The 26449-nt window shown below is 62.0% G+C and carries 22 protein-coding genes; 7 read left to right on the forward strand and 15 right to left on the reverse strand.

Annotated features, from left to right (window positions below; translation table 11 throughout):
* Positions 1 to 485 precede the first annotated feature (485 nt).
* Positions 486 to 1598, reverse strand: coding sequence for a GerMN domain-containing protein (locus FE781_RS05900; protein ID WP_138788690.1), 1113 nt, complete (start codon positions 1596 to 1598; stop codon positions 486 to 488).
* Between the two features lie 133 nt (positions 1599 to 1731).
* Here FE781_RS05900 and FE781_RS05905 point away from each other — a divergent pair, with 133 nt between their 5' ends.
* The 3 genes from FE781_RS05905 (at position 1732) to FE781_RS05915 (ending at position 3771) form a co-directional block, all read left to right on the forward strand.
* Positions 1732 to 2262, forward strand: coding sequence for a phosphatidylglycerophosphatase A family protein (locus FE781_RS05905; RefSeq protein WP_211346317.1), 531 nt, complete (start codon positions 1732 to 1734; stop codon positions 2260 to 2262).
* 327 nt (positions 2263 to 2589) lie between these two features.
* Positions 2590 to 3042 (forward strand): hypothetical protein, encoded by a 453-nt coding sequence (locus tag FE781_RS05910; protein ID WP_138788692.1) that lies wholly within the window; start codon positions 2590 to 2592, stop codon positions 3040 to 3042.
* Positions 3043 to 3060: 18 nt separating this feature from the next.
* Entirely contained in the window at positions 3061 to 3771 is a 711-nt protein-coding gene (locus FE781_RS05915) for an AIM24 family protein (RefSeq protein WP_138788693.1), read from the forward strand.
* Positions 3772 to 4120: 349 nt separating this feature from the next.
* Here the strand turns inward: FE781_RS05915 and FE781_RS05920 are convergent, their stop codons facing one another.
* The 4 genes from FE781_RS05920 to FE781_RS05935 form a co-directional block, all read right to left on the reverse strand.
* On the reverse strand, positions 4121 to 4324 hold the full coding sequence (locus FE781_RS05920) for a hypothetical protein (protein WP_138788694.1): 204 nt from the start codon (positions 4322 to 4324) through the stop codon (positions 4121 to 4123).
* Between the two features lie 253 nt (positions 4325 to 4577).
* Positions 4578 to 4964 (reverse strand): TfoX/Sxy family protein, encoded by a 387-nt coding sequence (locus tag FE781_RS05925; protein WP_138788695.1) that lies wholly within the window; start codon positions 4962 to 4964, stop codon positions 4578 to 4580.
* Between the two features lie 12 nt (positions 4965 to 4976).
* Positions 4977 to 5969, reverse strand: coding sequence for an MBL fold metallo-hydrolase (locus FE781_RS05930; protein WP_342774283.1), 993 nt, complete (start codon positions 5967 to 5969; stop codon positions 4977 to 4979).
* On the reverse strand, positions 5966 to 6712 hold the full coding sequence (locus FE781_RS05935; protein ID WP_138788696.1) for a class I SAM-dependent methyltransferase: 747 nt from the start codon (positions 6710 to 6712) through the stop codon (positions 5966 to 5968). Before FE781_RS05935 ends, FE781_RS05930 begins: the two co-directional genes overlap by 4 nt.
* 337 nt (positions 6713 to 7049) lie before the next feature.
* On the opposite strand from FE781_RS05935, the gene FE781_RS05940 reads away from it, so the two are divergent.
* Positions 7050 to 8795 (forward strand): alpha-glycosidase, encoded by a 1746-nt coding sequence (locus FE781_RS05940; protein ID WP_138788697.1) that lies wholly within the window; start codon positions 7050 to 7052, stop codon positions 8793 to 8795.
* A 571-nt stretch (positions 8796 to 9366) separates the two neighbouring features.
* Here FE781_RS05940 and FE781_RS05945 read toward each other — a convergent pair.
* The 4 genes from FE781_RS05945 to FE781_RS05960 all read right to left on the reverse strand — a co-directional run bounded on the left by FE781_RS05945 (position 9367) and on the right by FE781_RS05960 (position 14687).
* Complete coding sequence (locus FE781_RS05945) at positions 9367 to 11115, reverse strand: alpha-amylase family glycosyl hydrolase (protein WP_138788698.1); 1749 nt, start codon at positions 11113 to 11115, stop codon at positions 9367 to 9369.
* Positions 11112 to 11948, reverse strand: coding sequence for a sugar ABC transporter permease (locus FE781_RS05950; RefSeq protein ID WP_138788699.1), 837 nt, complete (start codon positions 11946 to 11948; stop codon positions 11112 to 11114). The genes FE781_RS05945 and FE781_RS05950 overlap by 4 nt, the downstream gene beginning before the upstream one ends.
* Positions 11945 to 13303, reverse strand: a complete 1359-nt coding sequence (locus FE781_RS05955; protein WP_138788700.1) for a carbohydrate ABC transporter permease — start codon at positions 13301 to 13303, stop codon at positions 11945 to 11947. The genes FE781_RS05950 and FE781_RS05955 overlap by 4 nt, the downstream gene beginning before the upstream one ends.
* Positions 13304 to 13391: 88 nt before the next feature.
* The gene (locus tag FE781_RS05960) at positions 13392 to 14687 is read right to left on the reverse strand and encodes a sugar ABC transporter substrate-binding protein (protein WP_138788701.1); all 1296 of its coding nucleotides are present in this window, start codon (positions 14685 to 14687) and stop codon (positions 13392 to 13394) included.
* 460 nt (positions 14688 to 15147) lie between these two features.
* Between FE781_RS05960 and FE781_RS05965 the strand changes: the two genes are divergently transcribed.
* Entirely contained in the window at positions 15148 to 16182 is a 1035-nt protein-coding gene (locus tag FE781_RS05965; protein WP_138788702.1) for a LacI family DNA-binding transcriptional regulator, read from the forward strand.
* 116 nt (positions 16183 to 16298) lie between these two features.
* Here the strand turns inward: FE781_RS05965 and FE781_RS05970 are convergent, their stop codons facing one another.
* Both FE781_RS05970 and FE781_RS05975 read right to left on the reverse strand, forming a co-directional pair.
* On the reverse strand, positions 16299 to 17294 hold the full coding sequence (locus FE781_RS05970) for a Gfo/Idh/MocA family protein (protein WP_138788703.1): 996 nt from the start codon (positions 17292 to 17294) through the stop codon (positions 16299 to 16301).
* Positions 17291 to 18295: a Gfo/Idh/MocA family protein gene (locus tag FE781_RS05975; protein ID WP_138788704.1), complete on the reverse strand. Its 1005-nt coding sequence runs from the start codon at positions 18293 to 18295 to the stop codon at positions 17291 to 17293. Before FE781_RS05975 ends, FE781_RS05970 begins: the two co-directional genes overlap by 4 nt.
* Positions 18296 to 18434: 139 nt before the next feature.
* Between FE781_RS05975 and FE781_RS05980 the strand changes: the two genes are divergently transcribed.
* On the forward strand, positions 18435 to 19340 hold the full coding sequence (locus FE781_RS05980) for a helix-turn-helix domain-containing protein (RefSeq protein ID WP_138788705.1): 906 nt from the start codon (positions 18435 to 18437) through the stop codon (positions 19338 to 19340).
* A 50-nt stretch (positions 19341 to 19390) separates the two neighbouring features.
* Here FE781_RS05980 and FE781_RS05985 read toward each other — a convergent pair whose 3' ends face one another.
* The 3 genes from FE781_RS05985 to FE781_RS05995 form a co-directional block, all read right to left on the reverse strand.
* Positions 19391 to 20149, reverse strand: coding sequence for a copper homeostasis protein CutC (locus tag FE781_RS05985; RefSeq protein WP_138788706.1), 759 nt, complete (start codon positions 20147 to 20149; stop codon positions 19391 to 19393).
* 251 nt (positions 20150 to 20400) lie between these two features.
* Positions 20401 to 22869, reverse strand: a complete 2469-nt coding sequence (locus tag FE781_RS05990; RefSeq protein ID WP_138788707.1) for a rhamnogalacturonan lyase family protein — start codon at positions 22867 to 22869, stop codon at positions 20401 to 20403.
* A gap of 31 nt (positions 22870 to 22900) precedes the next feature.
* Positions 22901 to 23098 (reverse strand): hypothetical protein, encoded by a 198-nt coding sequence (locus tag FE781_RS05995; RefSeq protein WP_138788708.1) that lies wholly within the window; start codon positions 23096 to 23098, stop codon positions 22901 to 22903.
* 112 nt (positions 23099 to 23210) lie between these two features.
* On the opposite strand from FE781_RS05995, the gene FE781_RS06000 reads away from it, so the two are divergent.
* Positions 23211 to 25115: a rhamnogalacturonan lyase gene (locus FE781_RS06000; RefSeq protein WP_138788709.1), complete on the forward strand. Its 1905-nt coding sequence runs from the start codon at positions 23211 to 23213 to the stop codon at positions 25113 to 25115.
* 298 nt (positions 25116 to 25413) lie between these two features.
* On the opposite strand, the gene FE781_RS06005 is transcribed toward FE781_RS06000, so the two are convergent.
* Positions 25414 to 26430, reverse strand: coding sequence for a zinc-dependent alcohol dehydrogenase (locus tag FE781_RS06005; RefSeq protein ID WP_138788710.1), 1017 nt, complete (start codon positions 26428 to 26430; stop codon positions 25414 to 25416).
* Positions 26431 to 26449 lie beyond the last annotated feature (19 nt).

The following is a 26449-nucleotide window of genomic DNA, read 5'->3' on the forward strand; positions in this document are numbered from 1 at the left end:
ATAACCGCAAGCGGATCCACAGTGCATTGGGCTATTTATCGCCGGCTCAATTTAGTGAGCAATTTTCCAACCATAAGGCATCCTAAATTCTCTTAACATAGTGTCCACTTTCTTGACAGAGGTCCAAAAATATCGTTATAAACCCATTTTTTCCAACTTCTCTTTCTAATTTCTTTTATTAGTGATATTTAATATCGCTAACGGAACCCAAATCGATCGATACAAGGGGGGTTAGCGATATTTTATATTCTTAAAGACGCGCGGAGTGGCAGAACGCGAGAGGACGAAACGCGAAGAAACCGCCGATGCCACGCCACGGAGTATGGCTGGTGCAGGTGCCTGGTTTTTTCGCGTTGCGGCCCGCCTTGGTCCATCAACACGAAGGGTCTCCCCGCGCCATGCCTTCTCCCTCCCGCACCCGACAATAAACAAGGCAGCCAGACTGTCCCGGCCGCCTTGTTGTCATCTATGCGGAACTTCCTCGCTCAACTCTTGATCGGGTTCAGCTTGGAAGGACGCGCCATCGCTTTGGCTGCGTTTTGGTTGTCGGTCATTTTCACATCCGATTTGCCTTCGATTTGGATATTCACCTGATGGACCCCGGCCATCTCCGTCATCGTCAGCACAAGCGCTTGCGCGGCTTCGGCCGGCAGCTTGCTGTCCGGGCCGAGCGCTTCGGCGCTCAGGTTCACCGTGACCGTTTTGGCTTCCGCCGCGGGATCGGGCGTCTTCACGTCGATCGCTTCCACGTCCGGAAGCAGCACGGAATGCAGCTTCGAGGCGGGGAACGGACCGGCGATCAGCTGCTCGACGGCGGCTTTGGCGGCATTGTCCGTCAGCGGCACCAAACGCGTCACCGGCACGTAGTAGCTGAATTCATCGGAGGTTTTGCCGACGAAGTAGACGGTGACCGGCGTCGCCTGGCCGTATTGGACGTTGGCGGATTTCTCAAGATTGATGCCCTTGGCCCGCGTCAGAGGTTCATCCAGCGGCGTTTTGGCGACCGGCATCTCCTTAAGCGCCTGTCCGTTGATCCGCAACTGCACGCTCTCGACCGAAGGCAGAGAAGTCAAGGTCCAGGTGATGGCCTCCATGATCCGCCGTTCGTCCTTGGCGTCGTACTTGGCGAATTCCTTGGACAAGTCGACAACCGCCGATTTGTCCTTGATGTCCAGACTAATAATTTTCGTCCCGGCCGGGAGCACGGCTTTAAAGCCCTTCGGCGCCAATTGGTCTACCGGTCCGCCCGATACGAGATGCTCCATCGCGACGCGTGCGACCGACTCCGAGAACGGCACGCTTAACGTAACCGGCGCCATCAAGCCGTTTTCATCCTGCAAATACACCGTGACGGGCATGGTAACTTGACCCGACTGCGACTGCTTGCCCGACCCCGAACCGGTATCCGCGCCTGTGCCCGACAACGTGCCGCCGACAGGCACCGCGCCTCCCGCCGATCCGGTTCCCGCGACCGTCTCCTGTTGGGGCGGATCGATGGCCTGACCGGTATCCTCGGCATTAAACATCGAGCACCCGGAAGCAAGCAGGACTGTCAGCGCGGATAGGCCGATTCCTTTGATCCATCTGCGATAGGCCATCCTTGGACTCCTCCTTCATGACGATTTGGTATATGTATACGAGCCCCTGCTTGTTTTAGACCGACTTTTTGTCCGATAAAAAATGGCAAGCCTCCGTATCGCATCCGGCTCTCCTACACACATTATCCAGTAGATGGGCGCCGAACCGCGCCGAAGGAAGGAGCGAATCCCGTTGTCTTACCGTTCGAATCCCGAGACCGTGGCGGCCGCCGCCTGGGAATGGATGGCCAGCCGGGGCGTAACCCGGGAACAAATCGCCGAGCTGGTCCTGTTTCTGCAAAAAGACTACTTCCCCAATCTCACCGTCGAAGAGTGCCTGGAGCATGTCGACCGCGTCATGGCCAAACGCGAAGTGCAAAACGCCGTGTTGACCGGCATCCAGCTCGATGTCCTGGCCGAGCGGGGCCAACTGATGCCGCCGCTGCAGGAGATGGTCTATCACGACGAAGGGCTGTACGGCTGCGACGAGGTGCTTTCCCTCTCCATCGTCAACGTTTTCGGAAGCATCGGGTATACGAATTTCGGCTACATCGACAAGCAAAAGCCCGGCGTCCTGAAGCGGCTAAACGATAAAAGCGACGGCCAAATCCATACGTTTCTGGACGATCTGGTCGGAGCGATCGCCGCGGCGGCCAGCAGCCGGCTCGCGCACAGGCATCCCTGATCCCCGAGCCGTTCGCCGGTTTCATCCGAACTCCCTTTCCTAACGGCGCTCCCGTCGCCTGCCCTCGCCATCTCCCCGCCTTCGCGATTCCCTCCCCCCTCGCCGTCCCCTCCGTTCCCGCCGTTCCCTCGCCACCGGCTGCTCGGCCGTACCCGGCGACCGGCCCCACCAGCGTTGACGGACGGTTTGCGGCCCCCGGCCTCACCTCCAACCGGCCCGTCCCTGCGGGTTTCGTCGGACGGCGGCGACTCTTGAAACATCCCGTCTACTTGTCCCGTATTATGATAGAATCATCGGAAGGAATACCGGAACAAGGAGGCGGATGCCATGAAATGCCGCAATCGGATTCTCCCCCTGCTTGCCGTATCGTGTTCGTTGACACTGGGAGCGACCCCCGTATCGGCAGGCATCGCCGAATCCGTGAGAGATTTTGTCCAGTTGCCCGGGAACGTGCGGGATTTGCAGCAGCAATACGTCGAGACGAAGCAGCAGCTTGAAGAGAGCATGGAGCAGGCGGCGAAGGCCGCCGAATCGCTGCAAGCGGCGCAGGAGAGCATGAAGAAGGCGCTGGCGGACAACGAAGCGCTGCGGCAACAGAACGAACAGTTGAACCGGCAAAATGAACGGCTCCAGCAGCAGCTTGCGGATCTGCAGCAGGCCGAACAAGCGAGGAAAGACCGCAACCGGCGCATCTGGACGGCGTCGCTGACCGCTGCCGGACTGCTGGCCGGCTACTTCGCGATCAGCCGGATTTTGCGCATCGTCATGCGCAGCAAGTAAACGGGGGAATATCGCGCTATGAACCTCATCTACCATTCGCAGTCTTCCGCCGCGGGAGAAGCCGGACAAGCCGTGGAGATCGGACTGGACGACGCCGAGACGCTGCATGTGCTGCACCCGGACCAGTTGGTCGCGTACCAGGGCCCCCCGGCCGGACGGCAGGACAGCTTGTTCGATTTGCCGGGTCTGCTGCGCAAAAAAAAGCTGATCCGCACCCGCCTCACAGGGCCGGGCCGCTTATGGCTCGCGCTGCCGCCCGGGTTCCACCTGACCAGCCTGCCCGTCGGCGAATGCGAGGATTTGTTGTTCGAATACCGGAACGTGCTTTATTATACGGAAGGCATCGGAATGAAAACCGTCTGGCAGCAAGCGAAACGTTCGCTGCTGACGCGGGAGCTGGTCAAAATGAAATTCGACGGGACGGGTACGATCGGCCTGCTTACAAGCGGCCCGCTCGTCCCGATCGCGCTCGATCCGCAAACCCCGCTGTTCGCGGACGCGGGAAGCCTCGTTGCGTTTCCGGAAAACGCCCGCGTCGAGCTGGCCGTCTACGGTAACCATCTGGCAAGCCAGCATATGCGTTACCAATGGAAGCTGACCGGCCGCGGCTACGCCTTGCTGCAAGCCGGCCGCATCGACAGGCGGTTCGAGCGCGAGTTCGAGCAGGACGGGCTGCTCAAGCGGGTGCTCCGCGAGGTGGTGCCGTTCGGCGGCGTCTGGTTCCGCTGAAGCGGGAGCGGGCTTGCGGTTCGGACCGGCCCGAATAAAAGGCGCATAGACCGCTCGCCGATCGCAAACAGATGATCCGCATAAGGAAAATACAGGACCGCTATTTTTTGCGGCCTCGTCTCCAGCACCGTCTCGCCCTTCGCGTGCGTGATCGTCTTGGGGAAAGCCCCCGGCGACCGCAGCGGCGCCGGATTGCGTTCCGGCTTCCGGTTGCTTATCGGCACCCGCCGAACCGCCGCACGCCGCCATCAGCAAACCAAGGAGCAGGACAACGATTGGCGCGGCCAGGCTTTTTTTCGAAAATGACATGTGCATTACTTCCGTCTCTGACTATATCTGATAACGATTTTCATGCCTGCAGGCTGCCGGGAGTGCCCGCCGCCTGCCGAAGCATCCGCAGCCATTCCACGATCGTCGGATTTTCGCCTGTCTCCAGCACGAAATGGCGCTCCGAATAATTCGGCGCGCCTTGATCGGCCGGCACGGATGCCGTGTAGTGGATCAGCACGGATTCGAACGGCAACGGTCCCGGAACGTCCAGAGACAGCGTCATTTGTCTGCCTCCGTGTGCGACCCGTCCCAGCGAAAGCGCATATCGGGTGCCCTCGAATTCAAAATAGGCGTTCCCCTTCATCGCGAACACGAATCCCGCGTATGGGGTGGGGTTGCCCTTGGCATGGCCGTACTACGAGCCGGGCTTGATAACTGTCGCATACACCCCGTTGACCGAAAAAGATCTCCGCGTGAAATGGCCGGCAAGCTCCTTGATATCCGGCATCTGACTCCCGCCTTTCACGAGAAGGTGTTTATTCCCCGATGCTTGCGCCGGGCCCGGGCTTGATCCGCTTCGACCGTTTCGGCTTGGCCTCCCGGATCGAAGCCTGCACCGCCCTGTTCACCCGCTGCCGCAGACGCTCCCCGCCCTCTTCTAGCACATCCTCCGGCAGCTCGTAATACGGCATCGGCGCTTTGCGGTCCCCGAACGGCCGGAACGGCTGGCAGCCTTCGGCTTCGTACTCCGCCCGCGACTCTTCGTCCGCCCGGAGGTACAGGATATCGTCGTGAATCAAGGCGAACATGCGCCCGGCGGCGTAAATGCCGACACTGCTGAACAGCCGCTTGGCCATAACCGGCCGCACGCGGGACAACTGCTCCAGAACGTAATCGCGATAGCTGTCGCTGACCGTCATCATGACCGTCCTCCTTCACACGCGGGCAGCGGCGGCCCTCAGGATCGTCTCGCCCCGCTCGCCCGCCGATTCGGCGACATCCCCTCTGCGGATCAGGCAGACGACGTGGGCGATCGTCTCCGCCAGCGCGAACCGCAGTTGGTGTATGGAGAGGCGTTCGCCGAACAGCGCCCGGCACAAGCCGTACGCCGTCATCGGCTCCCGCAGCAGTTCCGTCATCCGGGCCAGACGCGCCTCGTGATGGGCGACGATCTCCAGAGCCCGTCCGCCGAAGTTGGCGAACGGCTCGCGGTGGCCGGGATACGCCATCGCTACGGGCAGGCGCGCGACCTGCTTCAGGCTGTCCAGATAAGATCCCAGCGGATCTTCGTCGATTCCGGGCAAATAGCTGACATTCGGCGTAATCTGCGGGAGCACGTGGTCCCCGCAGAACATCTCGCCCGAAGCTTCGTGCAGCAGGCAGAGATGTCCCTCGGCATGTCCCGGCGTCGCGATGGCGATATAATCCCGGTCGCCCAACCGCACCGTCTCTCCATCGGCAAGCTCCGTAACTTCCGGCTGCGGCGATACGTGCGGCACGAACCCGTCCATATGCTCCCGCATCGCCTCCAGCGTCCGCTCGTCCATGCCGTGGAGCCGGAACAGATCGAGCAGCCGCTGCGTCATCGGCTGACCCGCGCCCCACAGCAGATTCGCCTGCTGCCGCCCCGACGGGCTTAGCAGCACCGGGGCTCCGGAACGTTCCTGCCACCATCCCGCCATCCCGTAATGGTCCGGATGGTGATGCGTCAGGACGATCTTCTCCACATCCGAGGGCGCGAATCCGAGCTCGGCCATCGCCTGCTCCCATGCCTCCTCGGTCTCGGGTGTGCGAAGCCCGGGGTCGATAATCGTGTAGCCGTCTGCGCCCCGGACAATGTAGCTGTTGACCCACCGAAGCGGGAACGGCAGCGGCATCTTCGCTTGCGTGACGCCTCCGCCGCGATCGGTCAGTCCTCGCGTGCTCACGCTCCATCTCCTCCGTCCTTGGAGCCGACGAGAATCAGCCGCGGCGAATCGCGCTCCGTGTATTCCTCGGCTTCGTAAGAGCCGTGCACCGCATCGATGCGCAGCCCGGTTCCGGCCAGCAGCCGGCGGAAATCGTCCAGTCCGTACATCCGTACCTGCTCGTGGTAGACCCGGTCGGGCCGTCCCGGCTCGGACAGCGTAATCGTCTTGCGCACGAAGCCGTCCTCGACGACCCGGCGCTCGTCAATCGTCAGATCACCCTCCTTGCGCACGGAGTGCGGAACCAGACGGCTCTCCACCCACGACGCGTTCAGGAAGTCGAGCAGCCAGCGCCCTCCCGGCTGAAGCAGCCGGCTGATTTCCTCCAGCACCCGCCGGTTCTCCTCGTCCGTATCGAAATATCCGAAGGACGTAAACAAATTCACCACCGCGTCGAATCCGCCTTCGAGCGGCACGTCGCGCATATCTCCCCGATGCCAACGGACCCGCCCCTCGGCGTCCGCCGCCCGTGCCTCGGCCAGCAGCGGCTCCGACAGGTCCACGCCCGTCACCTTATATCCCATCTCCGCAAGTGCGAGAGAATGGCGGCCCATGCCGCAGCACAAATCCAGCACGGAAGCGCCCGCGGGCAGGTTCAGCCACTGCACCATCCGCTCGACCTCCCGGCGCGCGCCGGCGAAATCGCGATGTTTGTAGACGATCAAATAATCCGGCCCAAAGCTCTTTTCGTACCAATGTTCCATCGGCGAACTCCCTCCTCGTCCCTCTCATTGTAATGCTTGGCCGGAGGCCGTTCAACCGAGCCGGCGGGCAAGCCCCGTTGGGAGGCCGCCGGGAACGAAGTCCCGACCGTGTGCGGCGTCGCTTCCCCATCTTCAAGCGGGAGGACGGCGCACAGACATATGACGCTCCGCGCCGGGAACTGTCTATTTAATGGACCGCCGACTCGCTATTGCCAACCGGAACGATCGGCAATATAATGGAAGCAACAACTTAAAGGCAATGCTACCGACCAGGTACAACCTCGGCACTCCGATATCGGAAGTGCCTTTTTTATTTCACGGGAGAGGACGGATGCAGATGAAAGTGGAGGCTATCTACCATCGCGCGAGATTTAACTGGAGCTATGCGTACGACGAGCAGACGGTGCATATCCGGCTGCGGACGCTGAAGGGGGATGTGACGGAGGTCGATGCGCTGACCGGCGACAAATACGCTTGGGAACAAACCCGTAAGCTGGTGCCGATGCGGATCTTCGCCTCGGACGGCCTGTTCGACTATTGGCAGACCGAGGTGAGGCCGCCCTACCGCCGGCTCCGCTACGGGTTCCGGCTCGCAAGCGGGGACGAGGAGCTCTGGATGACGGAGGTCGGCTTCGAGAGCGAGGAACCGCCTCACCCGCTGGACTTGTTCGATTTCCCGTACGTCCATGCGGCCGACCTGCTGAAGCCTCCGGCTTGGGTGAAGGACGCAATCTTCTACCAAATTTTCCCCGAACGCTTCGCCAACGGCGATCCGTCCAACGACCCGGAGGGCGTGCTGCCGTGGGGCGGCAAGCCGACGCCGACGAATTTCTTCGGCGGGGATCTGGAGGGCGTTCTGCAGAAGCTGGACTACTTGTCCGAGCTTGGGGTGACGGCGATTTATTTTAACCCGATCTTCCAGGCGACGACGAATCACAAATACGATACCGCCGACTATTTTACGGTCGACCGCCATTTCGGCGACAACGAGACGCTCAAGCGGCTGGTCGACGCCTGCCACGCGCGCGGCATCAAAGTGATGCTCGACGCCGTCTTCAATCACTGCGGCCGCACGTTTGCCCCGTTCCTCGACGCGCTGGAGAAAGGGGAGGCGTCCCGCTACGCGGACTGGTTCGTCGTGCGCGAGTGGCCCCTGACAGTGAAGGAAGGCGTGCCGACCTACGAGACGTTTGCGTTCGAGCCGATCATGCCGAAGCTGAACACGTCCAATCCGGAAGTGCAGGACTATCTGCTCCGCGCGGCCGAATATTGGATTCGCGAGGTGGGCATCGACGGCTGGCGGCTGGACGTGGCGAACGAGGTCGACCACCGGTTCTGGCGGCGGTTCCGCGATGTGGTCAAGGCGGCCAATCCGGACGCGTATATTCTGGGCGAGATCTGGCACGATTCGCTGCCTTGGCTGCTGGGGGACCAATTCGATGCCGTCATGAACTACCCGTTCACGAACGCGACGCTGGACTTTTTCGCCCGGGGCAAGACCGACGCCGTCTCGTTCGCCAACGCGATCAGCCGGCAGATCGCCAGCTACCCGCAGCAGGTGAACGAAGCCGCGTTTAATCTGCTCGACAGCCATGATACGCCGAGGCTGCTGACCGTCTGCGGCGGCGACAAGCGCCGCATGCGGCTGGCGCTGCTGTTTTTGCTGACGAATCCCGGCGTGCCCTGCCTTTATTACGGCGACGAAGTCGGCATGAGCGGAGGCTATGACCCGGATTGCCGCCAATGCATGATCTGGGACGAACGGGAGCAGGACCGCGAGCTGTTTGCGTTTGTGCGCGAGCTGATCGCCCTGCGGCGGAGGCACCGCGCGCTGCGCGACGGGACGTTCCGCTTCGTGCACGCGGAGGGCGGGCAATTGGCCTACGAGCGCACCGCCGACGGAGCGAAATTCCTGATCGCCGTCAACAATGAGTCGGAACCGGCCACGATCACGATCGATCTGAGCGGGTCAACCGCCTCGGGCTGGAAGACGGCGTTCGGAACCGGCGTATCGGCCGCCGTCGGCGAACGTCTGTCCGTCCGGCTGCCGGCGTTCGGCTGCGCGGTGCTCCGTTCGGAGTAAGCAGGGGCAGGTTGCGACGCATCCGCCGGGACGACGGCTGCCTCGCGGGGGGCCGCGTACCCGCCGGGACGACGGCCAGCTTCGCGGGGCCGCGCATCCGCCGGGCCCACGGCTGCCTCGCGCGGGGCCGCGCATCCGCCGGGCCCGCGGCTGCCTTGCGGGGGCCGCACACATCCCGTTGCCCGCCTTGCCTGACCAATGGACTTGCTCTGCGGCAAGCGCAGACCGGGGTCAAGCTGTTTGCGATATTTTTTATCGCTACGGCCGAAAAATCACGGCCCTCTGCCCGCTTTAACGATATAAAATAGCGGTAAAGGAGTGGTTTCCCGCTTTTGTGCCTTCATTTCTCGACGTTAGCGATATTGGGTATCGCTAAGCCAACACGGAAACGGCGGTACGGCCACGTTAACGATATTTTATATTGGTAAATGAGGCCGTCTCCCGGCCGGAGAATCGGAACCGGTTGGCGAAAAAACAGAGCTGTCTCTCCAGGTTCGTTCATGACCTGTTGAGACAGCTCTTTTTTGGACTTAGGAGACAGCCGCTGCCCGCGGTCCGGCACGCCGCGCCGTTACTTCACGATCACGCTGTCGTAGGGCGCCAGCACCAGCAGATCGCCCTCCACCCGCGAACGGGCGGTATCCGCCGCGCCGCCTCCCGCGGACTCAGAAGCGGCCGCCGACTCCGCCAACTCGCGGTACTCCGGCGCGAGCCGCAGACGCTGCTCCGCGCCGGACAAATTGTGCGCGACCAGCAGCCGCTCGGCGTCCGTATACCGCACGAACGCCGCTACCGATGCGTTCGCCTCCGCCGCAGACGCCGCCGCGTCGGCCGCAGGCGGCGCGTATTCGGCGATGCCGCCGTCGCGCAGCGCGGCGTAGGTCGAACGCCACTTCAGCAGCGTGCGGTATCGGCTCCACAGAGACGAAGGGTCGCGCATTTGCGCCAGCGCGCCCGCTTGCAGCGCCGCGCCGAACTTCGCTTCGCGCCACGTCGTCTGGCCGGCCGCCCGCGCGGCCGCCTCGTCCCCGCTGACCCATATCATCGGTTCGCGCAGGTTCTCGTCCGGCTTGACGCCCGTCATGCCGATCTCCTCGCCGTAATACATAAACGGGTGGCCCGGCATCGTCAGCAGCAGCGAAGCGGCCGTCTTGGCATGGTCGACGTTGCCTTCCAGCTCGCTCATGGCCCGTTTGCCGTCGTGATTCGTCAGGAACGGCGCGTCCGACGCGACGCCTCCCGCCGACTTCGCGTACAGCTCGTATATCCGCACGAGCCAGCCGGCCAGCCCGCTGTCGCGCTCGCTGCGGGCCGCGCTCAGCAAACGGGCGGACAAATCGAAGTTGAACCCCGCGTCCAGCCCGCCCGCGAGCAGCGGCGCGATCACCGACGGCGAATCCCACACTTCCCCGACGAGGTAGACATCGGGCCGAACCTGCCGCAAGCCGTCCGCGAACTCCTTCCACCAGTCCAGGTTCCGCTTCTGCACCTCCGGCGACTTCTCCGTATCGCGGAAATCGCCGTAGATGTGCTTGGCGGCGTCCAACCGGAACCCGTCCGCCCCCAGCTCCAGCCAGTACCGCCCGATACGGATCATCTCGGCCCGCACCTCAGGGTGGTCCAGATTCAGATCCGGCATCCCTTCCCAAAAGATCCCGAGATAATGGCTGCCGCCGAGCGGATGCCACGCCGACGCCGCACCCGCGGCCGACGCGCCCTTCGGCTCCATGCCGGCATCCTCGGCCCACGTATACCAGCCGCGCTTGTCTCCCCCGGCGGCGGAATCGCGAAACCAGGGATGCTCGCGGCTCGTATGGTTGACGACCAGATCAATAATGACCTTCATGCCCCGGGCGTGCGCTTCCTTCGTCAGCAGCTTGAAGTCCTCCAGCGTGCCGTAATCGGGATGCACCGCTTCATAGTCGGTCACGTCGTAGCCGTGGTAGCTGGGCGACGGATGGATCGGCATCAGCCATATGCCTTCCACGCCCAGCTCCCGCAAATAATCGAGCTTGCCGACGACGCCCCGCAGATCGCCGATCCCGTCTCCGTCCGAGTCCGCAAACGCGCGGACAAAGATCTCGTACATGACGCCGGAACCGTTCGCCTCGGCTTGTTTCGGCTTCTCCCACGCCGGCCCGACCGTGCGGACGGGTAGAGCGGAACCGGCTCCTCCGGCGGCGGGGCTAGGCGAAGAAACCGGCGCGGTCGGAGACGGCTGCCGGGCTTCGTCCTCCCCCAGGCTGCAGCCCGCCGCCGTCAAGCTGGTCCCGACCGCCGCCGCGATCAGCAACGCACGGACGGCCCGATACCGCCTCATCCTTTGTTCGCTCCCGACGTCAGACCTTCGACCAGCAGCCGCTGCAAGCCGATAAACAACAGCGTAATCGGCAAAGCGATCAAAATCGCGCCAGCCGCGAACAGGGTAAAGTTGCTCGATTGGAAGTTCGCGACCATATCCCACATGCCGACGGCAAGCGTCCAGTTTTCTTTGGAGCGGAGCACGAGCCGCGCAAAGATATAATCGACCCACGCGCCCGTAAAAATGGTCATCGCCATATACGTCAGCATCGGACGAGCCAATGGCAGCATGATGTGGGTGAACACCTTCCAGTGGCTGGCGCCGTCAATCCGGGCGGCTTCCTCAAGGCTTCGCGGGATCGCGTCGAAAAATCCTTTTGGAATGAAGCAGGACATCGCCGCGCCGAACGTATACACGATAATGATCGCCGCATGCGTATCGAGCAGATCGAACTGCAGCAGGAAAATATAAACCGCGATCATGCTCATGAATCCCGGGAACATGCCCAGCACGAGGAACGTCGTCAAAATCGTCTTGCGCGCCTTGAACCGGAAGCGCGACAGCGCGTAACCCGTCAGCGTCGAGACCGTCGTGCCGAGAATCATACTCATGAAGGCGATTTTGAGCGTATTCCAATACCACAATCCGTAAGGGAAGTTGGGCGTCGTGAACAGCTCACGGAAATGATCCAACGTAAAATCCTTGGGAAATAGCGAATTAGCCAGCAGCGACGTTCCCGGCCGGAAGGCGGACATCGTAATCCACAGCGCGGGATAGATCGAGCAGACGGCGAGCACGAGCAGGGCGATATAGGTGAAGAGCTTGCGGGCAAAGCTCACGCGATGCGTCATTGGATCATATCCTCCTCTCGGTACGAGCGGGAGCGCCGGTAGTTGTAAATCGAGAACGACGCGATAATGATGAAGATAATGATGCCGACGGCCGATGCCATATTAAACAGGCTTCGGTCCAGCGTCAGCTTATACAGCCAGGTGACGAGCAAATCCGTGCTGCCGGCGTACTGGTAATTTTCGTTGATGGGACCGCCGCCCGTCAGCAGGAAGATGACGTTAAAATTGTTGATGTTGCCGGCGAACTGCGTAATCAGGATCGGCGCCGTCGAGAACAGTACCATCGGCAGCGTAATCGCCTTGAACTTCGCGAATGGCGACGCGCCGTCCATCTCGGCCGCTTCGTACAGGTCCTTATTGATCGTCGTCAGCACGCCCAAAATAAGCAGCATCGACACCGGAATGCCGATCCACATGTTGACGATAATCAGCGTCACCTTCGCCCAGAACGGATCGGACAGCCAAGGCAGCTTCTCCAGTCCGAAATACGCGAGATATTGGTTAATCGGCCCGAATTCGCCGTTGAACATGTTCCGCATGACCAGCAGCGACACGATCTGGGGAATGGCGTAAGGCAAAATGAAGATCGTACGCCATAGCCCCTTTAGGCGGACGAACGGCTGCTGCAGCAGCAAAGCGACGAGCAGTCCGCCGAAATACGTCGTAACGGTCGCCACCACGGCCCAGACGATCGTCCAGCCCAGTACGCCGAGCAGCGTCTTGCTCCACGATTTCAGCAGCAGCAAATCCTTAAACGTGCCGAAGCCCACCCAATCGACCAGCTTCGCGGGCGGCACGTGATCCGGGAAAGAGTAGTTGGTGAACGCCAGCAAAATCATGAACAAGATCGGCATGACCGTCAGAAACAGGACACCGAGCAGAGGCAACGTCAGCAGCGCTTGGGCGAACTTCGTTTCCTTGATGTTCTCGATCGTCTGCGCGATATTGTTCGGCTTGCGGCCGTTCTCGCGGGCGACGCCGACGCGGTATGCATCCTTCACGTTCAGGATATAGACTGCCAGGAACACGATAAACGCAAGCAGAACGATCAAGCCCTCGATCAGCAGGAAAATCGAATGGTCGCCCGGCACGAGCTGCGTCAGCTTGCCGACCTTCTGCATTCCCTGCTCCTTCTCGCCCAAGGTGATCAATCCCCAAAGCCCATGACCGAGATTGCGGACGAAATAGAAAAGCGCTGACGCCTCCAGCAGCAGGAGAATGAGACCTTTGGTATATTGCCGGTTGTAGATTTGGCCGAGACCCATGCCCAACACGGAGAGGACCGCCGCTGTTTTCCCGTGCGCCGGTCCGGCGGACGACGGCTGCAGGGCGGTTTCTTGCTGCTTCGTATTCATGCCGCTTGTTCAACTCCTCTATGGCAAAAGTAACGATCACCCGACGGCCCAGCCGGCAGGTGATCGCTTATCCGTTCCAAGGACGGCGTTATTTGAGCTTCGCCAGATCCTTGATTTGCTTCACCGCATTATCCAACGCCTGCTTCGGATCCACGCCGTCGTTCCAGACGGAGGCGGCGGCCGCTTTCATCGGCTCCCATACGCTGTTCATCTCCGGAATGGACGGCATCGGCTGCGAGTTTTTGAGCTGCTCGGCGAATCCGGAGATCGTGGCGTCCCCTGCGAGGGCCGGGTCCTTGCCGGCCTCGATGTTCGCCGGAATCGTGCCGGTCAGCTTATATTCGAGCAGTTGCGCTTCTTTCGTCGTGATGAACCGCGCCAGCAGACGAGCCGCATTCGGGTACTTGGAATGCGCGTTGACGTAGGAGGCGCGGATGCCGGCGAAGGAGACGGGCGGCTTGCCGTCGATCAGCGGCAGCGGCGCTACGCCGAAGTCGAGTCCCGCTTTTTTGTATTCGCCGACCGTCCACGGACCGTTGATGTCGAGCGCCAGCGTTCCGCCGGTGAACAGCCCTTTCTTGATGTCGTAGGTCACGTCGGCCGCTTTGACCGGAAGGGCTTCGCGCAGCTTCGCGAACGCTTGCAGACCTTTGACTGCGCCTTCGTTGTTCAGGCCGATATCGTTTTTGTCCGTGCCGTTTTTGCCGAACACGTAACCGCCGTGCGCGGTCAGGAACGAATAAACATAGTAGAAGTTGTCGATCTCCCACATGAACGCATATTTATTTTGAGCCTTGTCGTTAAACGTCTTCGCGAAGGCGATGATTTCGTCGTAAGTTTTCGGCGGCGTCTGCACCAGTTTCTTGTTGTAGAACAGGGCGTACGTCTCCATCGAACGCGGGTAGCCGTACAGCGTGCCGTCGTACGATGTGCCTTGAATGGCGGAAGGCTGGTTCTCCTTCTTCGTTTCCTCCTCGAAAAAGTCGTTCGGCAGCACGAGTCCCGCTTGCACGACCCGGCCCACGTCATTGTGGGGCAGCGTCACGACGTCCGCGGCGATTTTGGCCGGTCCGTCCGTCGTCAGCTTCGTCGCTTGGTCGGTATGCGTCACTTCTTCGAATTTGACGGGGATATTGTATTTGGCGGTAAACTGCTTCAGGATTTCCTCCATAAACGGACGGACTTCCTTGCTGTCCCAGATGACCAGAGAAGCCCCGGCTTCGGGCTTCAACTCTTCGTTGGCGGCAGGCGTACTGGTTGCTGCGGGAGTGGATGCCGACGGAGAGGATGAGCTATCTCCGCTCCCGGAATCGCTTCCGCCGCAGGCGGTCAACGTCAGTATAAGGGCCGTAGACAGAGCCAGTACCGGTTTTGTACGCTTCATTTTTGGTTCTTCCCCTTTCGAATCCGCTTGGTATGCCGGGTTTGTGCACATAAGCGCAAACGATTGCGCAATTGGGTACAAAAAAAGGCAAACCGAAACATCGATTTGCCGAGGTTGTACCCGCTGCGGGTAACATTGCCTTCAAGTTGTTAACGCTTACACCACTACCGACACCCTCATCATACCCGCATTCATATCGGTTTGTAAAAACGTTTGCACAGTCCGTTTAGGCGGTTTTTCCGCGTTTTTCCAAAGATCTCTTTCGATATCTCCGCCTTTCTGAAGATTGCTAACGCTTTCACGTTTTTTGTTAGCGCTTTATTTTGAGCCATTTACAACCGCGGTATTATCCGTTAGCATGTAGTCTAGACATGCAAGTGCAATGATCATTGGCATCGGCCGTATGTGCAAACGGTTGCACATACGCGCGGCGGACGCCTTCCCGACTGGAGGTTTTATTTTGGCTGCCACCATTAAAGATATAGCCCTTCGTGCCGGCGTCTCGGTCTCGACCGTATCCCGGGTGATTTCCAATCATCCCCGCATCAGTCCCCAGACGGCCAAAAAAGTGCGGGCGATTATGCAGGAGCTGAACTATCACCCGAATTTGACCGCCAAAAGCCTGGTGTCCAAGTCGACGAAGACGCTCGGCATCCTGCTTCCCAAACAGGCGGACGTGCTGCTGCTCAATCCGTTTTTCACCGAAGCGATGCGCGGCATCGTCTCTTACTCCACCCGCGCGGGATACGATCTGCTCATGATCGGCCCCCCGTCCAACGGGGAGGAGTTGGAGGCGGTGATTCGGATTGTCCGCGGCAAACGCGTGGACGGCATCCTGATCCTGCACTCGCGCGTGAACGACCCCGTGATCGCTTATTTGCAGAAGGACGGATTCCCGCATGTGCTGATCGGCCGCAGCGAGGAATACCCCTCCACCCTTACCGTCGATACCGACAATGTCGCGGCCGCTTACGACGCGACCCATTGCCTGATCCGGCAGGGCCACCGGAAAATCGGCTTCGTCAGCGGACCGCCCAATCTCGTCGTGTCCCGCGACCGGCTGGAAGGCTACCGGAAGGCCATTCGCGAAGCGAAGCTGCCGGAACGCGACGAGTGGATCGTCGAAGGCGACTTCCTGCAGGAAAGCGGCTTTCGCGCGATGTCGTTCCTTATGGGCTTGCCCGACCGTCCGACCGCTCTGCTCGTCACGGACGACATCATCACCTTCGGCATCGTGCGCGGCTTGACCGAACTGGGCTACCGGGTTCCGGACGATCTCAGCCTGTTCAGCTTCAACAACATCTCGCTGGCCGAACTGGCGAATCCGCCGATCAGCAGCGTCGACATCGGCATCTTCCAGCTCGGTTATACGGCCACGCATCTGCTGATTGCCGACGTCGAGGGACGGAGCGTCGCGGACCGCCGCCAGATCATTCCCCACCGGCTGCTGATCCGGGGCTCGTCGGCTCCGTTAAACCCGCGCGTCAAAGGATAAGCCCGGCGTGCCGGCGCGGGGGACCGCGCCCTCAAACGCGATCCCGGACGCGCCAATGCAAAAAAGCGGAGCGCATCCGCCACTCCGCTTGATGGGCCGCCTGCGATCCGGCCTCTTTACCGCGCCAGTTCGACCGTCTGCCCCCGCTTCGACGATTCGTACCCCGCAAGAGCGACTTCCGCCGAACGCAATCCGTCCTCGCCCGTCACGGGAACGGGTTCCCCGCGGCGGATGGCGTCCGCGAACGCTTCGATCATCGCGAGGTCCATCGAGTCGCCCCAGTAATCCCAGACGCCCTTGCCTTTGCGGACGTCGTACCATTCGTTCTTCTGCGCGAAGCTGTCCACCGAGATGACGCCGCGCGTGCCGATGATCTCCAACGTGACGTCCCCCCATGTCGGGAACGCGCCGTTCCTCGACCAGCTCGTATCCAGAACCCCGACCGTCCCGTTCTCGTATTGCACATGGATCATGCCCGCATCGTCCACCGCCAGCCCTTCATGGAACAACGTCGCGGCATGCGCATACACGTCCCGCACCCGGGAGCCGGTCAGCCAGTTCATCAAATCCATCACGTGCACCGTATGGTCCAGTAGCGCGCCTCCCCCGGACAACGCCGGATCGACGAACCAGCCGCCGGGCATCGTGCCGCGGTTCGTGCCTTTGATCGCCACGATCTCGCCGATGTCGCCGCGGTCGACCGCCGCTTTGGCGGCCGCAACCGCCGGGATGAACCGGCAGGGGAATGCCGTCATCAACTGCACGCCGCGCGCCCGGCACGTCTCGATCATCCGCTCCATCTCCGGAACGGAGACGCCCAGCGGCTTCTCGCACAGCACATGCTTGCCCGCTTCGGCGGCGGCAATCGTATGCTCGGCGTGCCGGACGTTCTCCGAACAGATGACCACGGCGTCGATATCCGCGGCCAGCAGCCGGCGGTAATCCTCGTAATAGGCGAGGCCGTGCTTGCGAACCGTCTCGGCGACCCGTTCGAACGACTCGTCGGCGATTCCGGCCACTTCGACTTCGTGCGGCAGACTCAGCAGCGCGTGCAGGTACGAATGGGCATGCCCGTGCGCGAAGCTGATCATGCCGATTTTCAGCTTGCTCATCTCGTCTCCTCCTTCGCTTGCGAGCCGGGATATACGACGCGGCCGGTTGAAGCGGATTCCAGCACGGCCTCCGCGAGCCTCAATGCCCGGCACGCGTCCCGCGCCGTTACGATCGGCTCGCTCCCGTCGCGGATGCAGTCGATGAAATGCCTCAGCTCCAGCTCGTACGGACTGCGTAGCTCCGGCCGCTGCGGAACTTCGACGAACGGTCCGCCCGACTCCCCGGTTACGGTCCGGCGGATGGCCAGCGGACTTGACGTCCGGCTGTCGTGCCGCACGATCCCTTGGCTGCCCGCAACCTCCATCGTCGTATGGAAAGGCCCCGGATAGCCCCATTGCGCCTCGACATTGGCGATCGCCCCGCTCTCGAACACAAGCGTGGCCGAAGCGTAGTCCAGCCTGTCCCGGCGGATGCGATGAGCGTATACCGACCGCACGTCGCCGAGCGTCCAGAGCAGATAGTCCAGATCGTGAATCATCAGGTCCACCACGACGCCCCCGCTGCGCGAGTCGTCCGCAAACCATTCGCGCGCGTCGCCGGGATGGCTGCCCGCCCGCTTGGCGTGCACGACGCCGACGCGTCCCAGGGCTCCGCCGGCAATCTGTTCCCTCACCTTGGCGTATTCCGGGAAAAAGCGCACCACGTGGCCGACGAACAGACGGACGCCGTGACGGTCGCACGCCTCGATCATCGCCTCCGCGTCTTCCGTCCGCAGGGCGATCGGCTTCTCGCAGACGATATGCTTGCCCGCTGCGGCGGCCCGGATCGCGAAGGAGGCATGCAGATGGCTCGGCAGCGCGATGCTGACGATGTCGCAGCCGGAACGCTCCAGCATCTCCTCGTATGTCGGATAGACGGCGGCGCCGGTCATGGCCGATACGGTCCGGGCGGCCCCTTCATCCATATCGCAGACTCCGACAACGGTTACGCCGTCGATACGCGAATAACATTCCGCGTGGACCCGGCCTAATCCCCCGCAGCCGACGATGGCTACGTTCATAGCGATCCTCTCCTCGTTTCCGTGTATAATTAGGGCTAAGGCGAGAATACCGCGCCGCGGCGATGCCCGCTATTCCGCCATTTGACCGGTTTATATCCAAATTTGTCCGAAACCCGTTCAGAACCGGGAGGAACCGAATATGGAAATCTATCAGGAACCGATCTATTATCAAAATCCCCTGCTCTGCATCAAAGTCTGGGAATTTTCCGTATCCGGGCCGCAGCCTCCCCGCCGCCCCGCACGCTGGCATTATCACAAGGAAATCGAGTTTATTCTCGTCAAAAAAGGACGGCACCGTCTGCAGACGCCCTCCGCCACGTACGACCTCGGTCCGGGCGACGTCATGGCGATCGGCTCCTCCCGGCTTCACACTGCCAGCCGGCTGGGCGAGGAGGAGCTTGTTTATATCGTGCTGCACGTGGATCTGGAGCCGTATTTCGACCCGGCCATGATGCCGTATTACCGGCATTTCGCCGAGATTGCGCAGCCGCTTGAGGAGCTGAATTACATCTTCGCGGAAAATAAGGAGGCACGAGACGCCGTCGGACAAATTATCGAAAGCATTCACGGCGAGATGATGAGGAAGCCGATGGGCTACGAGATCGCCGCGTCGATGCACATCAAGCACCTGCTGCTCACGCTGCTGCGCGGAGACAGCCGCGGCCTGCTGCAGGCGCACGAGCATATCGACGGAGCGACGATCAAGCCGATTCTCGCCTATATCGAGGAGCATCTGTCCGAGAGGATCGAGCTGGAGGCGGTCAGCCGGATGGCGGGGATGAGCTATCATTATTTTTCGCGTTACTTCAAGAAAACGATGGGCGTCCCGTTTACCGATTACGTCAACCGCAAACGGATTGCCGCCGCCGAACGCCTGCTCGTCACGAGCGGCCGCAGCGTCGGGGATATCGCGGAGTCGGTCGGCATCGACAATATGGCCCATTTCTACGAGCTGTTCCGGCGCTATAACGGCTGCACGCCGAAGCAGTTTTTGCGCCGGATGATGCCCGACGCTTCCCCGGCCCTGCGCGAGCGGCAAGGCTGAGGGCCGTCCGGCCGGTTCGGGCGGCTTCCGGACGAGCATGCGCTTCGGTGTCACGGCGGCGTTCGGGTTTCGCCCATCGCGCGTTTGAGCGCGCGCACGCGGCCGCTCAGGACCGGATCGGCAAGCCCCCGCGCGCCGCGCGCGGCCTTGCCGACATGCACCTCGCGCACGCCGGTATCCCGCAAAAAAACGGGCAGCGTCTCCGGCGTCAAGCCGCCGCCGGCCATGATTTGCACGTGCGAATCCGCACCGAGCTCCACCAGGCGGCGAAGCTGCACGGCCGAATCCGGCGCCGACGGTTTGCCGCCGGACGTCAGCACTCTGCGGACGCCCGGATACCGGGACAACGTCTTGTACGCTTCCTCCAGGTCAGCCGTCTCGTCGAAGGCACGATGAAACGTGACGTCGAGGTCGCCCGCTTCTTCCAGCAGCCGCTGCAGCACCGTCTCGTCGATGCGCCCGGCCCGCGTCAGACAGCCGAGCGCGATGCCGAAGGCAGGCGGCTCGCCGCCATCCGCCGCTCGCCGCTTCTTCGCTTCGTCGCGCACCCGCTCCCGAATAGCCCGGACGGCCCGGATGTCGGCCAGCATCGTCAGCACATCGGCCACATCGTAGACGAAGGAGCGGCTATGTGGCCGGATCATCACCTGGATGGGGATGCTCACCGTCAGCGCCGTCCGCTCGACCAGCCCCCAGCTTGGCGTCAGGCCGCCTTCCGCCAGCGCGGTCGCGAGTTCGATGCGGTCCGCGCCGCCCGCCTCCGCTTTCGCCGCATCCGTCAACGTTGTTGCGATCACTTCCAGAATCATGCGATCCCCCTCTTCCAATATTCCGCCTGTTCCGCAATCCGTGCGGTTCTCCCGGCGTTTACTCGCGGTTCGGGTTGCCGCATCCGGACACAGGGGCATTTGCGTCCCGCCGTTTATCCGGCAGGTATGCCGCCGCTTCGGGACGCAAATGCCGCCCAAAAAAATCCGGCTTCGACTCCGCTTGTCTCCGCCGGGAGAAAAACGGTTGAAGCCGGATCGTTCATTCTTTTTTTATGCGGCGCCGTCCGGTTTTATCCCTGTACTTCCGCCGCCAGCTCCACAGGCAGCCCGCGCAGCCCCCGGGCGACGAGCCGGGCGATCTCCCGGGCTCCGGCCTGCGTGAAATGCGTGTGGTCGGTTCCGTTGACCGAGACCATAAACAGCTTGGCCGCTTCGTCGTACCCGAGCTCGGCATAGCAGGCCAGGCTCAACTCCATGAGGTCGATCAGCGGCACGTTTGTCTCGGCCGCCACCTCCTTCATCGAACGGCAGTACGCTTCGAAGTCGTTCAGGAACCGCCCGTCCTCGACATGCAGACGGCCGACCGGCGTAACCAGAATCGGCACGCCGCCCCGCTCCCTCGCCCCGTCCACGAACCGGCGCAAATAATCCTTATAATCCGTATCCGGGTCCGTATAACGCTCCGGTCGGTTCTTCGTCGCGTCATTGTGCCCCAGTTGGACCAGCAGGTAATCGCCGGGTTCCATCGTGCGCAGGATCGCTTCGAGCCGCCCCTCGGCCACAAACGTCCTGGAGCTGCGGCCTCCGATCGCGCGGTTGAACACCTCCACCCGCTCCGACAAGTATTCGCCGAGGTATTGCCCCCATCCCGCCTGCGGCGAATCCCCGGACCTGTACGTCTGCACCGTCGAGTCGCCCGCCAGGTAGACGCGCAGCTCCCCGGCGCGCTTGCGGTTCGGCGTCAAGTAAATGTCCGGCTCCGGCGGACGTTTCATGCCGTGGCCGAGATAAAAGCCGGGATGCGGCGGCTGGTTGTAGCAGACGTTCTGCCATGCGACCGCCAGCCGGTACACGGGATCGTGCATCAACGTGCGGATGCGGTGTTCGGTCGGGATGGTCGTCGTGTAAATGCGCAGTTCCGTGCTGTCGTCCGACCGGAAGATCACTTCCTCGCGCCAATCGCCGAACAGATCCGCTTGCAGGCACGGGTTGCCCTTGGTCCCGTTGTTGGACCGGCAGCCGGCCGGCGTGAACAGATTGACGAGCCGCCCGTTCTCGTAATCCCACTTGTCGATGCGCGGCACGCCGATGCCGGTCTCCATGTCGTAGTCGTGGTCCAGCAGCTCGCGCAGCAGGTCCCCGTCCCACCAAACGGCGAAGTTGAACGACTGCGGATTGCGCTCGGCGATCAGCCGGCCGTCGATACTGTACAAGCCGAACCCGCCCGTCCTCCAATGGTCGGAGCCCCATACTTCAGCGCCCGGATATCTCGGGTCGATATCGGCCGCCATCCCCCTTCCGATGTCCGTGGACGTCGGCAGCCCCCAGCGCACTTCGCCCGTGCCCGCGTCGTGCACCTCGATGCCTTTGTCGGACGGCACCTCGTGCACCTGGAACACATCGAATCCGTCCGAATCCGGATGAAACTTGCCGACGTGCATCGCGTCGCCATGCTTGAGTCCGGTCGTGTACAGGCCGGTGCCGTCGTGATCGATCACGCAGGAGCCGTAGACGATCTCGTCCTTGCCGTCTCCGTCGACATCCGCGACGGCGACGCTGTGGTTGCCCTGGCCCTCGTATTGCGGATAACCCTCCTTGCTGTCGAACGTCCAGAGATGCGTAAGCCGGCCCTCGCGGTAATTGAAGGCGGCGAGCACGGTCCGGGTGTAATAGCCCCTGCACATGACCAGGCTCGGCCTCACGCCGTCCAGATAAGCGACGCACGCGAGAAACCGGTCGACGCGGTTCCCTTCCGAATCGCCCCAGGCCGAATGATCGCCCCGGGGCGGTATGTAGTCGACCGTCGCCAGCGCCTGGCCCGTCTCCCCGTCGAACACGGTCAAATATTCCGGCCCGTCCAATATGAAGCCCCGCTCGTTGCGGTAGTCCGCGTCCGGATCGCCGATGACGGAACCTTGTCCGTCAACGGTGGCATCCGCCGTCTTGCAGGCGATCTCCGCCCGTCCATCCCCGTCGAAATCGTAGACGAGAAATTGCGTATAATGCGCGCCGGCGCGAATGTTGCGGCCCAGGTCGATGCGCCACAGCATGCGCCCGTCCAGTTTGTACGCGTCGAGATACACATTGCCCGTGTATCCCGCATGCGCATTGTCGTGGGAGTTGGACGGGTCCCACTTCAGCACGATCTCGTATTCCCCGTCGCCGTCCAGATCGCCGACGCTGGCGTCGTTGGCGCTGTACGTGTAGGCGACGCCGTCGGGCGACACGCCCCCTTCCGGTTTACGGATCGGAACGGAGAGGAAAGGCGTTCTCCATACGCCGACTTCCTCCGAAGGGCGAAGCTCGCGGCCGTCCATCACCGCCCGCACGACGTACCGGGATGTCTCCGTCCCGCGTTCGTCCAAATAATTCGTGCTGCCCGCGATCGGCTCGCCATTCACGCGTTCGCCGTCCCGGTACAAATTGAAGGCGACCGTCTCCGGCTCCGTCCCGAGCCACCGCCAACCGACGTACACGCCCCGTTCCGTCTTGACCGCGACAAGCCCCCGCCCGATCGTTTCCATCTGTCTTCCGGCCATCGTAGCCCCTCCCCTGAATGCCGAGTTCCTTTTATAGATACACCCGGACGATTTTTCCGGCAATTGGACTTTTTTGCTCGGCCGTGCCGGCCCTTTTTGCCGATTTGTCAGCGCCTTGCACTTTCTTGACGAAACGCCTCTTTGTCTGATTTTTGAACAAAAAAAGTCGGGTTTTTCCATGTAAAAGAGCAGCAGGCCGTTCTACAATTTTGATTGTAATCGCTTTCAATGCTTGTCCGCCCGGACCGAGGAGGTGATCATCAGCTTCTGCGCATCTCTCTGCTGTCCTGTCGTCCCTGCCAGACAGACTCAACGAGAGCAGCCGGCACCAAAACACGAATATGAAGGAGGCAAATGATGTGAAAAACTTCAACAAGAAGTGGAGCAAATCGCTTGTGCTGACGGCGGCGCTGGCTCTGTCCGTGCCGTTCGGCGCCGGAGACTGGACGGCTTCGGCCGCCTCGCCCCGGCAGATGGAGAAGCTGAATCGCGGCGTCGTGGCGGTCAAGGTGAGCAACGGCGTGTACGTCAGTTGGCGTCTGCTCGGCACCGAGCCCATGAATACCGGATTCAACGTTTATCGCGGAAGCACGAAGCTTAATTCAAGTCCGATCACGAACAGCACCAATTATCTGGATACGGGCGGAACGACCTCCTCCACCTATACCGTCCGGCCCGTCGTAGGCGGCACGGAGGGCCCCGCGTCCCCCGTCGCCACCGTGTGGAGCAACAACTATCTCGATATCCCGATTCAAAAGCCGCCCGGCGGTACAACGCCGGACGGAGTCTCGTACACCTACAGCGCCAACGACGCCAGCGTCGGCGATCTGGACGGCGACGGCGACTACGAGATCGTGCTCAAGTGGGATCCTTCGAACTCGAAGGACAACTCCCAATCCGGCTACACGGGCAACGTCTATCTCGACGCCTACGAATTAAACGGCACGTTGAAATGGCGCATCGACCTCGGCCGCAACATCCGCGCCGGCGCGCACTATACGCAATTCCTCGTCTACGACTTCGACGGGGACGGCAAGGCCGAAGTCGTGTGCAAGACGGCCGACGGCACGAGGGACGCCGCGGGCACCGTCATCGGTTCGGCCAGCGCCGACCACCGCAACTCGTCCGGTTACGTGCTGAGCGGTCCGGAATTTCTGACCGTATTTAACGGCAACACCGGCACGATACTGACGACGACGAACTACGAACCGCCGCGCGGCACCGTCTCCAGTTGGGGAGACAGCTACGGCAACCGCGTCGACCGGTTCCTGGCCGGCGTCGCTTATCTGGACGGCACGCGGCCGAGCATCGTGATGGCGCGCGGCTACTACACCCGCACCGTATTGGTCGCCTACGACTGGCGCAACGGGCAGTTGACCAAGCGCTGGACGTTCGATACGAATTCGCCCGGCTACGGCTCCTACACCGGACAGGGCAACCATCAGCTCAGCGTCGCCGACGTGGACAACGACGGCAAGGACGAGATCATCTACGGCGCCCTGACGCTTAACGACAACGGCACCCCGATGTACTCCACGGGACTCGGCCACGGGGATGCGCTGCATGTCGGCGACCTGAACCCCGATCGAGCCGGGCTCGAAGTGTTCGGCGTTCACGAGAGCTCAAGCGCGGCGTACGGCGCCGAGATGCACGACGCGGCGACCGGCCAGATTCTCTGGGGCGTCCATACCGGCGCGGACACCGGCCGTGGCCTCGCCGCGGATATCGATCCGCGTTACAGAGGTGCGGAGGCGTGGGCGTCCGGCGTCGGGCTGCGCACGGCGAACGGAACCAGCATCGGAACCGCGCCGTCCTCGATCAACTTCGCGATCTGGTGGGACGGCGATCTGCTCCGCGAGCTGCTCGACCATAACTGGAACTCGGGCTCGTCCACCGGCGTCGGCAAAATCGACAAGTGGAATTATTCCAACGGGACGTTAACCAACCTGCTTACCGCAACCGGCACGTTGTCGAACAACCACACCAAGGGCAACCCGAGCCTGCAGGCCGACCTGATCGGCGACTGGCGCGAAGAGGTGATCTGGCGCAAGTCGGACAGCACCGCGCTCCGCCTGTACACGACGACGAGCGTGACGTCGCATAAAATCTTTACGCTGATGCACGATCCGGTCTACCGGCTCGGCATCGCCTGGCAGAACGTAGGGTACAACCAGCCTCCCCACACGAGCTTCTATCTCGGAGACGGCATGGCGACCCCGACTCCGCCGAATATTTACCTGCCGTAAACCCGGAAAAAGGGGATTGCGCTTCGGGCGCAATCCCCTTTTTGCCGGCGTTTCGCGGCGATGAGGGGAGGCCGACTCCGACGGGCCTCCTCTCGCTCCGCTAGCATTCGGTTTTTCGCTGATGCCGGGGATGGCGGGCAGGCGCATTTTTCATCGGGCACAAGTCGAAATTTTCGACTTGCATCGGCCGTTTGGCCCGTTCCAGCGGCTGCAAGTTGATTTTTTCGACTTTGCTGCCCCTGCCTGCCCGCCCGCTGTACGCGTGCCGCAAGTGCCCGGCCGGGACCCGCACGCGCGCTTATTCGGCGTAGCGGATCAGCACACCCAGCGCCGAAGACGCCTCGCGCTTCAGCATCTCATACGCCTCGACCGCATCGCCCAAGGCGAATTCGTGCGTAACCATCGGCCGGATCGCCACGCGGCCGTTTTCCACGTTGCGGATGAACTCCTGCATGTTGCGGCCTTCCGTCCAGCGCACGTACGATTTCGGATAATCGAGGCACTCCTCCTCGTATTGGCGGTCGTAACGTCCCGGACCGGCCCCGCGAGCGATCACGAAGTCCGCTTCCTTCGCGAAAAACAAATCGCGCGAGAACTGAATGGGGACGTTGCCGATCAAGGCGAACGTGCCTCGAAACGCAAGATGCTGCATGCACGATTCGATCAGTTTCGGGTTCGCGGAATGCGCGCACAGCGCGATGCTGTCAAATCCGTGTCCGTCCGTATAGGCGCGAATCCGCTCGGCGAGCTGCGGATCGTCGGCGCGGTACGCGTCCTCGACGCCGCACGCTTTCGCAAGCTGCAGCCGTTCGTCCTTCATGTCGGTGGCGAACACGCGGTAGTTGGCGCGGTCGCCCAACTGCGCGATCAGCAGGCCGAGCACGCCGAGACCGGCGACCCAGACGGTCTCGCCGAACTGCCGGGACAGCCGGCGCACGCTGTGCACAGCCACGGAACCGAGCCCGACGAACGCAGCCTCCCTCAGCAACTCGGGCCCGCTCAGCTTCACGCAGAGCATCTCCGGCACGGACAACGTCTCCGCGTGATAGACGTAAGGCCCGCCGTAGCAGGCGACGTAATCGCCGGGCTTGAATCCTTCCACGGCGCTGCCGACTTCCTGGACGACGCCCGCGGCGCTATAGCCGAGCGCGAAGCCGTCCGGGACGGCCGGATTGGCCAACAGGCCGAGCTCCGTTCCCGGGCTGATCAACGAGTAGCTGACCTTCACCTGCACGCGCCGGGGATGCTCCGTGACGGAAGGCTCCGGCCGTTCCTCCAAGCGTACTCCACCTTGATGAGTGACGATCGTTTTCATGCTCTTCTCCCTTTTCTCC

Origin of the sequence: Paenibacillus thermoaerophilus, from assembly GCF_005938195.1 — a bacterium.
Classification (GTDB): domain Bacteria; phylum Bacillota; class Bacilli; order Paenibacillales; family Reconciliibacillaceae; genus Paenibacillus_W; species Paenibacillus_W thermoaerophilus.

Excerpts from the sequence above, each read along its gene's own strand:
- FE781_RS05900 (WP_138788690.1), bottom strand. The coding sequence starts at position 1,598 with ATGGCCTATCGCAGATGGATCAAAGGAATCGGCCTATCCGCGCTGACA.
- FE781_RS05905 (WP_211346317.1), top strand. The coding sequence starts at position 1,732 with ATGGGCGCCGAACCGCGCCGAAGGAAGGAGCGAATCCCGTTGTCTTAC.
- FE781_RS05910 (WP_138788692.1), top strand. The coding sequence starts at position 2,590 with ATGAAATGCCGCAATCGGATTCTCCCCCTGCTTGCCGTATCGTGTTCG.
- FE781_RS05915 (WP_138788693.1), top strand. The coding sequence starts at position 3,061 with ATGAACCTCATCTACCATTCGCAGTCTTCCGCCGCGGGAGAAGCCGGA.
- FE781_RS05920 (WP_138788694.1), bottom strand. The coding sequence starts at position 4,324 with ATGACGCTGTCTCTGGACGTTCCGGGACCGTTGCCGTTCGAATCCGTG.
- FE781_RS05925 (WP_138788695.1), bottom strand. The coding sequence starts at position 4,964 with ATGATGACGGTCAGCGACAGCTATCGCGATTACGTTCTGGAGCAGTTG.
- FE781_RS05935 (WP_138788696.1), bottom strand. The coding sequence starts at position 6,712 with ATGGAACATTGGTACGAAAAGAGCTTTGGGCCGGATTATTTGATCGTC.
- FE781_RS05940 (WP_138788697.1), top strand. The coding sequence starts at position 7,050 with ATGAAAGTGGAGGCTATCTACCATCGCGCGAGATTTAACTGGAGCTAT.
- FE781_RS05945 (WP_138788698.1), bottom strand. The coding sequence starts at position 11,115 with ATGAGGCGGTATCGGGCCGTCCGTGCGTTGCTGATCGCGGCGGCGGTC.
- FE781_RS05950 (WP_138788699.1), bottom strand. The coding sequence starts at position 11,948 with ATGACGCATCGCGTGAGCTTTGCCCGCAAGCTCTTCACCTATATCGCC.
- FE781_RS05955 (WP_138788700.1), bottom strand. The coding sequence starts at position 13,303 with ATGAATACGAAGCAGCAAGAAACCGCCCTGCAGCCGTCGTCCGCCGGA.
- FE781_RS05960 (WP_138788701.1), bottom strand. The coding sequence starts at position 14,687 with ATGAAGCGTACAAAACCGGTACTGGCTCTGTCTACGGCCCTTATACTG.
- FE781_RS05970 (WP_138788703.1), bottom strand. The coding sequence starts at position 17,294 with ATGAGCAAGCTGAAAATCGGCATGATCAGCTTCGCGCACGGGCATGCC.
- FE781_RS05975 (WP_138788704.1), bottom strand. The coding sequence starts at position 18,295 with ATGAACGTAGCCATCGTCGGCTGCGGGGGATTAGGCCGGGTCCACGCG.
- FE781_RS05980 (WP_138788705.1), top strand. The coding sequence starts at position 18,435 with ATGGAAATCTATCAGGAACCGATCTATTATCAAAATCCCCTGCTCTGC.
- FE781_RS05985 (WP_138788706.1), bottom strand. The coding sequence starts at position 20,149 with ATGATTCTGGAAGTGATCGCAACAACGTTGACGGATGCGGCGAAAGCG.
- FE781_RS05990 (WP_138788707.1), bottom strand. The coding sequence starts at position 22,869 with ATGGCCGGAAGACAGATGGAAACGATCGGGCGGGGGCTTGTCGCGGTC.
- FE781_RS06000 (WP_138788709.1), top strand. The coding sequence starts at position 23,211 with ATGAAGGAGGCAAATGATGTGAAAAACTTCAACAAGAAGTGGAGCAAA.
- FE781_RS06005 (WP_138788710.1), bottom strand. The coding sequence starts at position 26,430 with ATGAAAACGATCGTCACTCATCAAGGTGGAGTACGCTTGGAGGAACGG.